Source organism: Asticcacaulis sp., from assembly GCF_047605585.1.
GTDB lineage: Bacteria > Pseudomonadota > Alphaproteobacteria > Caulobacterales > Caulobacteraceae > Asticcacaulis.
The window spans coordinates 61,078-72,900 of sequence record NZ_JASGFK010000012.1 but is presented as its reverse complement, the minus strand read 5'-3'; the positions used below and the strand labels follow the sequence as shown (position 1 = coordinate 72,900).

The window sequence follows — 11,823 nt, the reverse complement described above, 5'->3', positions numbered from 1 at the left end:
GAATGACTGGCGGCATCATTTCGGAACGGGTGGCGCGATCATCCCGGAATCCGCACTTCTTTCGATAGACGCCGGCAAGGGTTGGTAGGATTTCCGGCTCGATGTTGCCTTCGGCGCCGAGGCGGTGTTGCAGATCGGCTTTGCGAGCCTGAAGGTCAGCCATACAAACGAACATGTCATCATAGCGCATCCCGGCTTCAATAGTGCAGATGAGCGATGCGATGGCCTTCTCGACCTTAGACAGCTCCGATTGCCAACTCCGTTCGTTTGCCCGTTTTTCACGATTCTGACGGTTCACCTCTTCGATGAAGCCTTTCATCGCCACTTCAGCCACTTCCGGCGACAACATTCTGTCACGTAGACCGGCGACAACACCTTCCTCCAGCGTTGATTGCCGCACTGTCCGGCCGTTTGTGCAGGTCCCGATCATGCGGTTGCTGCAGCCATACTTGTCCTTTCCGCGCATCGTATAGCTGCCGCCACATGCGCCACACACCAACAAGCCCGACAGCAGCCATTTCGGCTTGCGCAGATGGCATAGGGTCGGTGCCATCCGACCTTTAAGTCCATCGCGCTGAGGAGCGCTTTTCTCGCGAATGCCAACCTGGCGCTTTTTGGCAGCATCCCAGACATGCTGGTCGATGATCCGCAGGTGAGGGACGTCAGAAACAATCCATTCTTCTTTCGGGTTCATACGGGATACCCGGCGCCCCGTCGACGGGTCTTTCAAATAGCGCATTCGGTTCCAAATCTGGCGCCCGACATACAGCTCGTTATTGATGATCCCTGTGCCACGTTCGTTGTGCCCGCGAATACTGGTGTGCAGCCAAGCCTGCCCTTGCGGGCCCGGTATTTTTTCGGCGTTTAGCTGGCGGACTATCTCGGCGGGTGTCCTGCCAGCGACGAAATCGTTGAAGATTCTTCGAACGATTTCGGCCTGGGCTGCATTTATAGTCCGCTCACCGGTATTAGGCTCGCCCTTCGCGTCGAGAGACCGAACGGCGTCATATCCATAGCTGAGGCCGGCGGCAGCTTTGCCATTCTCCGCACGACCTTTCATTCCCCTATGCGTCTTGGCCGCAAGGTCTTTCAGGAACAGGGCGTTCATTGTCCCTTTGAGGCCAACATGCAACTCGTTTATTTCACCCTCTGATAAGGTGATGATCGGGACGCCGAGGAACTTAAGATGCTTGTAGAGCGTAGCGATGTCCGCCTGATCGCGGGAAATGCGGTCTAAGGCTTCGGTCAGTACGATATCGAAGCGGCCAAAGCCCGCATCTTGCATAAGCGCTTGAATGCCTGGCCTTAGCACCACACTCGCTCCGGATATTCGGGCGTCTTCATACACCCCAGAGACCAGCCAATGCTCCTTTTCTGCCCTTTCACGGCAAATGCGGAGCTGGTCCTGAATGGAGGCTTCCCGTTGGTTATCGGAGGAATACCGGGCATAGAGAGCAACACGGAACATGTCTCAATCCTTATGTAAGCCGCTCCCAATCAACAGGACGTCCGATCAGTGAAAGCGGCGCTTACAGGACTTAGGGGGCGTCATCTGCATTTACCCCGCACTCAGGTGTATCTTTTTTTTCGTCTTGTCTTGCCTCCAGGTATTCCCGCGCCATTTGACGTCCGATCAGGCGCGCCAGGCCGATGACTGCGGGGGTGACAACATCGACATCGCGGGCTGTGTTCCCCTCTCGGACGGCCTGAATTCGCAATGTCTGTTTTCTCATACGGGCACCTCGGCTCCGGCCAGGATGACGGAATTTTGGAGGGCCGCAATATGGTCTATGGTGGGTGTCCGCTCTTGGGTCGCGAAGCGCACCTAAGAGGTATCTAGTCTGCACGTGGCCGGCTCAAGGTAGCTACTGTCCTTATAGTTGGCGCCACCTGAGCGAAAATCGCAGTTTTTACCCCGTGTCTGCTGGATGTTTCCCGGTGGCAAATCGTGATCCCCTGTTTCGAACCGGGAAAGGGGAGATTATGTCGAGAACTCAGTTGATCAAGCGTATGAATGACGGGGCCGCACTCTATTATGCGATGGCTTTGACCGCCTTTGGTCAGCGTTACCGCGCGCGGCTATTCGCAAATGCGCGCATCCAGCAGTTCAGGGCGTTCGCGGCAGCGTGCTGGTTGCCGATCTGCGTACTCAAGCTGCTACCCGCGCCCAGGCCCTACGACAATGAGTTGGTTGGGCAGTTGAGGGCACTGTTGACGACCCAGAAAGACGCAAGGATCACAAGCACTCAATTGTATGCTTCTGTGCTGGGCTATCTCAATATGCCAATGCCCGACGATGATTTTGAATTTCTCGCAGGAGAATTCGAGCGCACGCTCAAATCTTGTGAGGTGGGTGAAATCACCATTGGTCAGTGCGCCAGCGACTTAGCGAGCTTCATCGAAGGAGAGCGAGATAATCATGAAATGCGGGTGGCCGATGGGCCAGTCAAGCGGCCGTTCTACGCCTACAGGCCCTCGACGTAGTTTGCGGTAGGTGACGAATTTGTGACAGTGGTAAATCAATTCAAGATTGTGTAAATGTTGAAATAATTGCTTGGGTTGCATATGGTGTAGTTACGCCATCGGCGCGATTTGATCGCGAACGATAAGTAATAGAACCAGGGGACTTAAGCATGCCAGCCTTTTTCAACTTCATTGACGCCACACGTCGAGTCAAATCCATTCAAGCATTGTTCGAACTGTTCAAAGAGACGATGCGGGCTTTAGGCTTCGACCACATCAACTTCTCGGTTATCAGTGCGTACGACATATCCAAGCCACACCTGGGTTTTGGGCTTATAAACACGTACCCCGCCGCGTGGCAGGCCTACTACGAAGCCCAAAATTGCCGTCGGATAGACCCAGTGGCCAGGTGTGCGACCAGCACCTTCCGGCCATTTCACTGGAGCGAGCTTGAGCGCATCATGTCGCTCACGGCGCGTCAGCGCCGGTTCCTGAAGGACGCGCAAGCAGCCGGCCTTCATAATGGTGTTGGTATCCCTTTCAAGGGGCCGGCTTGTCAGGTCGCCGGCATTGCACTCGCTACATCAGAGCCCGCGGCCCAGGGACTACCTCCACTGGACTTGCTCGTGGCCTACTGCAACCAGTTCTTTGAAGTGTTTCGCGCTTTTGTAGCCAATCCACCGGCTCCCCCCAAAGCGCCCATCCTTTCGGACCGGGAACGTCATGTCCTGGAAGCGGTCGCGAAGAGCATGACCGACGCCGAGATTGCCGAGATGTTGGGCGTAAAATCGAGCACAGTTGATTCGCACCTTCGGCACATTTTTGAAAAGCTGAAGGTCAAAAATCGGACAGCTGCCGTCGTAACGGCCTTCAAATTGGGGCTAATTGACGTTTAGACCCCGCGTTTGCTGGATTTTATTTGGTTAATTTGTCTGTTCATCTGGTGAGGCACATCACCGGAGTATTCAGATGATAAAGGTAATCACATTCAAAGATATAGGGACAACCTTCAAGCTCTTCATCGGCCAGTATCAGCTTAGATATCGCGAGTTTATGCAGCGACAGAACTACGCTGTGAAGTCTATGGATGGCCTTGAATGGGATAACTATGATGCGCCGGCCGCCGTCTATCTAGTTTACACAGACGACGGTCGGCAAGTGCTTGGCGTCAGCCGGCTGGCACCCATCGAATATGGTTGCATGTTGGCGGATCACTTTCCCGAACTCGTGGACGATAAGACGTTGTTCGACGCCAATGGCAACATTTGGGAAAGTACGCGCTTTTGCATTGACCATCGGTTGCCCGCCGCCAAACGGCAGGCCATCTGTCACGCGCTGGTCGCAGCAAACATCGAATTCGGTCTAAGCCGAGATGTCGAACGGATCATCGGCGTGATGCCGACGATCATATTGCGGACCGTCTTCGAGCGCTCTGGCGTTTTGCTTGATCGCTTAGGTCCGGTGCAGCATGTGGGAGACCATAACAAGGTCCAGGCGGCTGCGATCACCATCTCGAAAGCCCAGTGGGAGCGCGTCAAGGCGGTGACCGGTTTGTCGTCGGTTATCATCGACACTGAGGTGACAAGGCGAAAGCATGTCGCCTGACCCTGCTGACAAGGCCGCTCCCGCTTCCGGTAACGGCAATAGCCTGGACGCCAGCCTGAATCGAGCCATCGAAGCGATGAACTTCCTGCGCGATGATCTTCGACGGGAAGGGATAACGCCTTTGGCTGACCACCTCGACGACGTCGTCGTCAAATGCCTGGCCCTGTATCTCGAACGGGAAAACGGGAAGACAGTCCTGGCACGTCCCCCGATTTCTGACGGGACGGCCAGTACCTGAGTGAGCGCCCGTTTGGGCGATGTGACTGTAGCGTCGATGCGCCTGAGCGGTGCCAGATACCGGTGCCCCTCCAGGGACTGAAGCATCAGTGTCGTGGGCAGAAGGCCCACTTGGAGTGGGCAAAATGGGCCAGACCCTCGTTATGGCGAACCAGCCAGTGGATTGGACCAATGCGGCGCAATACGCGCGCTATCTGCGCAGCGACCGACGGACCTGGGCGTGGCTCTGGCTTAAGCGCAATCCGGCGTTCCAGGGGGATTTGAAAGGGAGAGAGCATAGCCCATGCTGTCAGCGCGACGGATCGATTTGCCTGGTCGAAAACTTGTGCCGCCATTTTTAGGTGGGGTATGGGTTCATTCGGAAACCCGCGGCGATGGCGATCCTACAATACGGCTGTTCTGGCTACCGGAATTCGATCCGGGCGTGGTGTCAGTTCATGCCGAACCGGTACCCCCGTCCGATCCTGAGGCTTTCGATATCGCCGATTATGCCAACATGACCGATCTGGTCATGGACGCGGCTGGTGCCGAATTACTGGTTCTGGATGACGGTGTCCACCAAATCGAGCTGGAGGTCAAATCCGGCACCCTGTCCCAGGGGCCAGTTCGACTGAAGTGTGAGATCGACCTCTTTGCCGGCAGCGACGCCAAGGCCCAGACGGTGTTGCGCCTAAACGCGTTCCGCCGGTACGGCCGATTTCCAAATACGCTGTTTCCGCCGGAGCGGCGCGCGCCGAAGTGGGCGCAGGCGCTCCAGGCCTACGATGGCATGGTGGCAGGGGCATCGCTGCGCGAGATCGCCTGCGCCCTCTACAGCGAACAGTTCGTCAATGAAGAATGGAACGGTCGCTCCGCATTTCTGAAAGCGCGTATCCAGCGAATGCTGAAGTATGGAAGGAAAATGGTAAATGGGGATTACAAAGCGCTTCTACAGTGAGGGAAAACTCAGGGTCATACCGACCCTTGGATACGCCCTGATAGACCGGAGCCTTCAGCTGCGCTCGAAACTGTATGCGTGTTTCGTATTAGAGGGCGCGGTCATCGGTCTAGGTATGACGGGACCTATCGCCCTGAAGCTCCTCATCGATAGTCTCGCGGACCGGCGGACATCGCTGCCATGGGCCGGTTTGCTGGTTGTGGTTTTTATCGTCGGATCTCTGGGCGGGGGAATCCTGTCCGCAGCGCGTCGCCGCTATTCCCAACAGATCATTGATCGTCTCAACGAAGCGGTGGTCGACGACACACTGAAGGTCGCCATGCCGCGCCTGGCGGGGCCCCATGAGGAAGACTCAGGGCGTATCCTGGGCATGATGGAGCGTCTGCCATTCAGCCTGCAGGTTCTGATCGAAGGTCTGGTCTGGCAGATTATCCCGGTCGCGGTGCAGGTGGCCCTAAGTCTGGCGATCATAGGAGACCAATTGAAGCCCCTGTACGTCCTTGTACTGGCCGTGACATTGGCCGGGTATGTATTCGCCACTTGGTACAGTTCCGGCCAGCAACAGGCCGTCAGCCGGGACGTCCTTGTGGAATCTAACCGTGTGTCGCAAACACTCGCCGATATCCTGAGAAATGCCCGGCGCGTCGTCCTGAATGGGGCGTTGCCTACCGAGCGGAGATTGGTCCGAGATCAGCTAACCGATTGCTCGATAGCGTTTGGCGGCATGTTGTTATGCCAGCTTGAGACCAGCCTCCTGCAATACGGTGTCGCTGGCCTGGGGCTGACGGGCCTCTTGATCCTTAGCGCCAATGACGTTCTGGCAGGCCAAATGACTGTCGGGGATTTCGTCCTGCTCCAGGCCTACGCCTTCAGGCTTGTGCTGCCGCTCAGCGGTTTTGGCTTTGTAATCAGCCAAACCGCCCTCGCTTTCCTCGATGTACGGGAGCTTCTGCAGATGGGCGGGGAGGCGGAGGAGGCCGGCACCTACGTGGGCTTACCCGCCAACACGGGTGCGTCGGTTGAACTGACAGATGTGACGTTTAGCTATGGTCTGGGCCTGCCCGGGTTACATGATGTCAGCGTCACGCTGGTGCCCGGGACGTTCAATGTGATTGTCGGACGCAACGGGTCGGGCAAATCGACCTTGGCGCAGATCATGGCCGGAATTCTGCAGCCAGCGTCTGGCGAAGTCCGGATCGGCGGCGTGCCGTTGCAAACGGTGCCGGCGGCGGACCGCCATCGCTATCTGCTCTATGTCCCTCAGACCATAACGCTCTTCAATCGAACCCTCCTTGAAAACGCCCTTTACCCGCCGACGACGCAGTCGGAAGCAGAGCTGATACGGGTCTTGAACGATTGGCGATTTTACGATCCGGGTCAGGATATCGATTTGACCATAGGTGTTGGCGAGCAGGGCGAGCGCCTGTCGGGCGGTCAACGGCAAAAGCTGGAACTGGCGCGGATCGCTCATGTTCGGGTGCCTGTTATCATATTGGACGAAAGCACATCCGCACTGGACCCGGGTAGCGAGGCGGACATCATTCGTGCCCTGCGGCGGGGCTATGCCGGTGCGACCACGCTCATCCTGATCACGCACCGTGTCGGACTCGCGGAGATGGCGGACCAGGTCTTGTTTATGAAGAACGGAACCCTGGCCAGAGCAGGGCCGCATGAAACGCTCATGGCCGACAGTGCGGCATATGCCAGGCTGTGGGGCAAGCCGCCTGGTGGATAGACTTAAGGGAGGGGCGAAACGCCCCTCCAGTAGGATCAGCCGTTGATCTTGTCTTTCAGGGCCTTGGCCGGTTGGAAGGCCAGCTTCTTCGAGGCGGCAATCTGAACCGTGGCGCCGGTCTGAGGATTGCGGCCTTCACGGGCGGCGCGCGCCTGCACCTTGAACTTGCCGAAACCGGGGAAGTTGACTTCGTCGCCAGCGGCCGCGGCTTCAGCAATAGCCTTGAAAACGTCGTCGACAACGGCCTTGGCGGCCACTTTGGTCAGGCCCTGCGCTGCGGCCAGCTTTTCAACCAGATCCGTAGTATTCATTGGTTTTTCCTTTGTGAGAGGGCGAAACATCCGTTCGCCCTTGCGGAAGATCGCTTTTATGTGAGTCGTGTGTGAAGGCCCAATGGCTTTATTAGATGGCCCATTCCAAGCAGGCCGAAGCGTTTAGGATGAATTATCGTCTTTTGCGTGCTTTGCCTTGATCTAACCGTAAAGCGGGAGCGTATATTGTGAAAAGTAGCAGTTTGCGTAAAGGTAAGCTTATGAGTGCAGTGGCTGAGGGGCCGAACCCCGTTGATATTCACGTTGGCGCCCGTGTGAGATCGCGCCGCAAGGCTATGGGCCTGAGCCAGGAAGCCCTGGCAGAGACCTTGGGCCTGACCTTTCAGCAAGTCCAAAAGTACGAACGCGGCGCCAATCGCATCAGCGCGTCCAAGCTGTATGAAATCAGCCGGACACTGAAAGTTCCGTTGGCTTTCTTCTACGACGGCTATACGGACACCCCCGCAGATCCGGATTTCGTGGAATCGGCGTCAGAGCGGTCCGTCAACGACTTCCTGACGACCGCAGAGGGCATCGAACTATCAGCCGTGTTCCCAAAGCTCAAGAGTGCCGCGCAGCGCCGCAAGATACTGGAACTGGTGCGCACCCTGGCCGACGACAGCACCCCCCCGTCCTAACGGTTTGGATTAGGCCGCGAGAAGCCCGCCCTTCGTCGTCTATTTGCGATCCATCTAGACGGGTTTGCCTTCGAGGACGATCTCTAAGGCTACGCTGCGCAGCATCGTCATGACCACTGGATATTCAATTTCGCCGGGTGTGGCGATATTGGGATAACGGGCATTGAACGCAGTGTCCGGCAGGACGAGCTTGATGCCAATGAAATCTTTCGTGCAGTAAGTGTCCGTGCTCAGCCACTCCAGTGTTGACAAAAGCGAAGTGAATTCGAACCGGTCTTTGTCGTTCGGCTCCCGGGTCTCGAACGCTTCGACGAGCTTGTCGAGATTGTTGATCCGTGAGGTGAGGGTGCCGGCGGCACAGGCGGCGCCGTGCATGTCGCCGATAAGCAGGTATTCATCCAAGGACCTCCGAACGGCCTTCATCAGATCGGAGAAGTCTTTTATATTCTGCGCATCCACGGATCGGCTCCTCCTAACGGTCCGCTCTGTACTGCGACTCTTGCCGCCAAGCCAGAATTGCCATCCGTTTCCCCACTGAAAATTTATACGAACGGGCGTTCTCTGGATTTGTTGGCAGTTTCCTCGCCAACGCGGCTCAGGCCCTTTATCCGGATATAGCGATGACGACCATTCCCGCCGCCCTGACCACGTCCAGCCCCATCGAGGCGATTGAACTGACATTGCAGCGGCTATGGGGCCGCGATCTGACGGTGCGGGAAGCGGAGACAGATTTGCTCTTGTTGTTCGATGCCGATGCGGCGCCCGGCCAACGAGAGGACCTGAAGCAGTATGTGTCGGACCTATCCGCACGTGTGGTGACTGGCGATCTGGAGCCGGCCGACGCGGCCTCAGACATCCAGCAGATTATGCAATACTGGATCACGAACAGCGCGGACCTGCCAGAACTCCTCCATCTCGGCTACGAATAGCACCGACAGCGCTGGTATCACCGACGCTTATAGGTAGGTATTACGCCATTCAATTTTTCAGGAACTGAGATTCGTGTTCTCCTGATCTCGACCGGCCGAAACAAACAGGCTGGCGATGGGAGTAAACACGATGCGTACCGCCACCTTACCTCACAACCACGACTCCGTCGCGACGCTCGCGACCTTTGCGCTGATAGGCTTTTTGCCGCTGATCGTCTGGCTATTGGTTATCCTCGCCCCCACAATCAGTGATGCTGTTGTCCATGCGATCGTTGGCCTGGTCGGCACCGATGCCATTCATCTCGTGCCTTCAGCCGTCGGACAATAGGGGAGAGCGATATGATCCGTCTGTTCCGCATCTGGTTGTCTGGCCTGACGCGCCTGGGCGAGCTTCAGCTGCCCGCCGTATAGCATGGACTCAATATCGGACCTCCGTCCTGACTGAAATCTTACGGCGATCCTGATAGGCGTTGGGTCTTTCATTCCTCGAAAAACACGAGGCTATTATGGCAGCACGCCCCTATTGGTCCGGGACCATCCGGATGTCACTCGTTTCCTTGCCGGTGCATATGTACGCGGCCCTGGAGTCCGGCCGGCGCATTCAGTTTCATCAGATATACCGACCGACCGGTGAGCGCGTGCGGCAAAAACTGGTTGCTGGCGACATCGAAGTCGAACGCGACGAGATCATCAAAGGCTACGAATACGCCAAGAACGAATATGTTCTGTTCGAACCCGATGAGATCAACGAGCTGAAAATCCCGTCCAGCAAGCATTTCGAGATCGTGAAGTTCGTGCCTTACGATGCGGTCGATCCCATCTATTACGACACGCCCTATTACCTGGCGCCGGAGGCAAAGAGCCATCAGGCTACCTTCGCCGTTATCCGCGACAGTTTGCGCAAAATGAAGGTCATGGGCCTCGGGCAGATTGTCATCAGTGGCCGCGAGCGCTTGTGTTCCGTGAAGCCCTGCGGCAGCGGCCTGCTGCTGGAAACCCTGCATTACGAAGAAGACATCCGGGCGAACGATCCGTACTTCAGCGGCATCATGCCCATTTATGACGCCGCCCAGGAACTGACCCGTATCGCCGTCCAGGGCTATCGCATCGCCCGACCCGCCCATGCGGTCCTGCATTAGGCTGAGACGCCATGCTCAAGGGAAAAACAGTCCAGGTTTACGTTCGCAATCGTAAGGGACTGCATGAGCTGAAAGAGATGCGGTGGGGGCTGATCCCCACCAGCTATGCTGCGGCGCCTGAATTGTTTGACGGCTCAACCACACATGCGCGGTTGGAGACGGTAGCGGAAAAGCCGTCCTTCGCCGATTGCTGGCGCAAGAAGTGGCGCTGCCTGTTTCCGGTAGCGAATATCAAACAAACGATCGCGGCAGGTAGTGACTTGTTCGGTTGCGGGAAGGGTAAGCGAAATGCGGTCATAACCCGCGCCGATGGTCAGCCCATAGGGATCGCCGGCATCTACAACGCCATACAGACGCCAGAAGGCTTGTTGTTGTCGGCCGCCATGCTGACGCGCGAGCCCGGACCGGCCATGGCCCAGATCCACGACCGCGAGCCGGTTGTGATCGAGCCGGAAGATTTCGCGGCCTGGCTGGACGGTTCGGATCAACTTGACCTTGTGTCGCCGTGGGCCGACGACGCGTTTGATTGCCGGGTTGTTGCCTAAAAGAGATCTCCTTGCGCGGCGCTGGCGCCGGACTTTTCCGTCTTCGGCAAGGGCAGGGGGACGATGGCCTTGGGCGGCCAGGCATCATTGGGCTCCGCGCCATCTGTCTTGGGGCCGATATTGACGACCTTGAGCGTCCCATTTGGCAACGGGTTCTGCATTTCGGCCTCGATCTCGGCGTAGGGGATCGTGAACCAGCGCTCAACCTCTTCGGGCGTGCGCAGGATAACTGGCATGGCCTTCGAGTGGATTGGCCGGACGTCCGCATTCGCGTCAGTCGTTAGGAAGGCATACAAGCTGTCGGTGGTCGGCCCGTCCGCCTTTTTGCGAACGGATTGCCAATCCGGCAGCCAGGCGCCCGCGAAAAAGAACAGCGGGCGGGATTCGTCGAGGGCAAACCAGTGATTTTTGTAGGTTTCGCCAACCTGATCAGGTTCGCAGAATGACGTCACTGGGACCACGCATCGGCGGTTTAGCGGTTCAAGGTATCGCTTCCAGTATCTGAGAGTCCTGAGATTTGTTGTTCCGCTGTCGACAACGCCCTTGAGCTGCCCCTGTGGGGTCGGCAGGCCCCAGCGCACAGCGGCCAGTTCACGGGCTCCATCGTCAGTCGCACGCACGATCGGCCCCCAGCCGTTGGCATAAATGCCGGGGATTTCGGGCAGGTTGTCGACGTGGGGTGAGACGCGCAGGAACTTGGCGAATTCGCGGATCGCTTCCTTGTTGCTGACCATCGAGTACATATTGCACATGCCGCATCTCCTATCGCCGGGAGGATGCGACCGGCTGGCGGAAAGGGCAAGTGGAAAGGATCGGCTTCAGACCGCAACCGGCGGTTAGGCATGGCCCGCCATGGTCAGACGCGCCAGGTCGATAATATCTTCCAGCAGGGACAGGCGGAGGGGCTTGGCCAGGTGGAGATCGAAACCGGCCTGCGCCGATCCTGTGCGCGCCTCAGCATCGCTATGACCCGAGAGCGCGATCAATTTGGTTGCGGTCAGACTGCCAACGCGTCGAATGGCATTGGCGACGTCGAAACCACTGGCACCTGGCATCTCCAGATCCAGCAAGACCAGCTCCGGATGGAAGGCGCGCGCGGCCGCCAGAGCGTCTGGTCCGTTTAGGCAAATGCGCGTCTCGGCGCCCAGATCGCAAATGGCCTCAGCCAGACCTGCTGCACAGGCAGCGTCGTCATCGACGACCAGGACGCGCAAAGCGTGCGGTGTCGAGGCCGGCACAGCGATTGGGGTGGGTTGGCACTTCATCGGCGTTCCTGCCTGTTGT

At 57.5% G+C, this 11,823-nt stretch carries 18 protein-coding genes; 12 read left to right on the top strand and 6 right to left on the bottom strand.

The features are described from left to right. Positions 1-1,468 (bottom strand): recombinase family protein (locus QM647_RS18525; RefSeq protein WP_414997040.1); only part of this gene is annotated, 1,468 nt, incomplete at its 3' end. Positions 1,469-1,538: 70 nt separating this feature from the next. Beyond that, positions 1,539-1,733: a hypothetical protein gene (locus QM647_RS18520; protein WP_414997039.1), complete on the bottom strand. Its 195-nt coding sequence runs from the start codon at positions 1,731-1,733 to the stop codon at positions 1,539-1,541. A 250-nt stretch (positions 1,734-1,983) separates the two neighbouring features. Between QM647_RS18520 and QM647_RS18515 the strand changes: the two genes are divergently transcribed. The 7 genes from QM647_RS18515 (at position 1,984) to QM647_RS18485 (ending at position 6,977) form a co-directional block, all read left to right on the top strand. Next, a complete protein-coding gene (locus QM647_RS18515) occupies positions 1,984-2,484 on the top strand; it encodes a hypothetical protein (RefSeq protein ID WP_414997038.1) in 501 nt (166 codons plus the stop codon). A gap of 149 nt (positions 2,485-2,633) precedes the next feature. Beyond that, positions 2,634-3,359, top strand: coding sequence for a helix-turn-helix transcriptional regulator (locus tag QM647_RS18510; protein WP_414997037.1), 726 nt, complete (start codon positions 2,634-2,636; stop codon positions 3,357-3,359). 73 nt (positions 3,360-3,432) lie between these two features. Beyond that, the gene (locus QM647_RS18505) at positions 3,433-4,068 is read left to right on the top strand and encodes an acyl-homoserine-lactone synthase (protein WP_414997036.1); all 636 of its coding nucleotides are present in this window, start codon (positions 3,433-3,435) and stop codon (positions 4,066-4,068) included. Beyond that, positions 4,058-4,306 carry a hypothetical protein gene (locus tag QM647_RS18500; protein WP_414997035.1) on the top strand — a complete coding sequence of 83 codons (249 nt, stop codon included), beginning with the start codon at positions 4,058-4,060 and terminating at the stop codon, positions 4,304-4,306. Before QM647_RS18505 ends, QM647_RS18500 begins: the two co-directional genes overlap by 11 nt. 124 nt (positions 4,307-4,430) lie before the next feature. After that, complete coding sequence (locus QM647_RS18495; protein ID WP_414997034.1) at positions 4,431-4,646, top strand: transcriptional regulator domain-containing protein; 216 nt, start codon at positions 4,431-4,433, stop codon at positions 4,644-4,646. Beyond that, positions 4,589-5,242, top strand: coding sequence for a DNA -binding domain-containing protein (locus tag QM647_RS18490; protein WP_414997033.1), 654 nt, complete (start codon positions 4,589-4,591; stop codon positions 5,240-5,242). Before QM647_RS18495 ends, QM647_RS18490 begins: the two co-directional genes overlap by 58 nt. Further along, positions 5,214-6,977 (top strand): ABC transporter ATP-binding protein, encoded by a 1,764-nt coding sequence (locus tag QM647_RS18485; protein ID WP_414997032.1) that lies wholly within the window; start codon positions 5,214-5,216, stop codon positions 6,975-6,977. Before QM647_RS18490 ends, QM647_RS18485 begins: the two co-directional genes overlap by 29 nt. A gap of 35 nt (positions 6,978-7,012) precedes the next feature. On the opposite strand, the gene QM647_RS18480 is transcribed toward QM647_RS18485, so the two are convergent. Then, positions 7,013-7,318: an HU family DNA-binding protein gene (locus QM647_RS18480; protein WP_414997031.1), complete on the bottom strand. Its 306-nt coding sequence runs from the start codon at positions 7,316-7,318 to the stop codon at positions 7,013-7,015. Positions 7,319-7,509: 191 nt separating this feature from the next. On the opposite strand from QM647_RS18480, the gene QM647_RS18475 reads away from it, so the two are divergent. Next, the gene (locus QM647_RS18475) at positions 7,510-7,926 is read left to right on the top strand and encodes a helix-turn-helix domain-containing protein (protein WP_414997030.1); all 417 of its coding nucleotides are present in this window, start codon (positions 7,510-7,512) and stop codon (positions 7,924-7,926) included. A gap of 54 nt (positions 7,927-7,980) precedes the next feature. Here QM647_RS18475 and QM647_RS18470 read toward each other — a convergent pair whose 3' ends face one another. After that, entirely contained in the window at positions 7,981-8,385 is a 405-nt protein-coding gene (locus QM647_RS18470) for a hypothetical protein (RefSeq protein ID WP_414997029.1), read from the bottom strand. A 161-nt stretch (positions 8,386-8,546) separates the two neighbouring features. Between QM647_RS18470 and QM647_RS18465 the strand changes: the two genes are divergently transcribed. From QM647_RS18465 to QM647_RS18450, 4 genes are all read left to right on the top strand, one after another. Beyond that, on the top strand, positions 8,547-8,855 hold the full coding sequence (locus QM647_RS18465; protein ID WP_414997028.1) for a hypothetical protein: 309 nt from the start codon (positions 8,547-8,549) through the stop codon (positions 8,853-8,855). Positions 8,856-8,985: 130 nt separating this feature from the next. Next, positions 8,986-9,183: a hypothetical protein gene (locus QM647_RS18460; protein ID WP_414997027.1), complete on the top strand. Its 198-nt coding sequence runs from the start codon at positions 8,986-8,988 to the stop codon at positions 9,181-9,183. Between the two features lie 214 nt (positions 9,184-9,397). Then, positions 9,398-9,994, top strand: coding sequence for a Ku protein (locus QM647_RS18455; protein WP_414997026.1), 597 nt, complete (start codon positions 9,398-9,400; stop codon positions 9,992-9,994). A gap of 11 nt (positions 9,995-10,005) precedes the next feature. Beyond that, a complete protein-coding gene (locus QM647_RS18450) occupies positions 10,006-10,539 on the top strand; it encodes an SOS response-associated peptidase (RefSeq protein ID WP_414997025.1) in 534 nt (177 codons plus the stop codon). On the opposite strand, the gene QM647_RS18445 is transcribed toward QM647_RS18450, so the two are convergent. Next, on the bottom strand, positions 10,536-11,291 hold the full coding sequence (locus QM647_RS18445; RefSeq protein ID WP_414997024.1) for an SOS response-associated peptidase family protein: 756 nt from the start codon (positions 11,289-11,291) through the stop codon (positions 10,536-10,538). The two genes, QM647_RS18450 and QM647_RS18445, sit on opposite strands and share 4 nt — an antisense overlap. Positions 11,292-11,375: 84 nt before the next feature. Then, a complete protein-coding gene (locus tag QM647_RS18440) occupies positions 11,376-11,804 on the bottom strand; it encodes a response regulator (RefSeq protein WP_414997023.1) in 429 nt (142 codons plus the stop codon). Positions 11,805-11,823 lie beyond the last annotated feature (19 nt).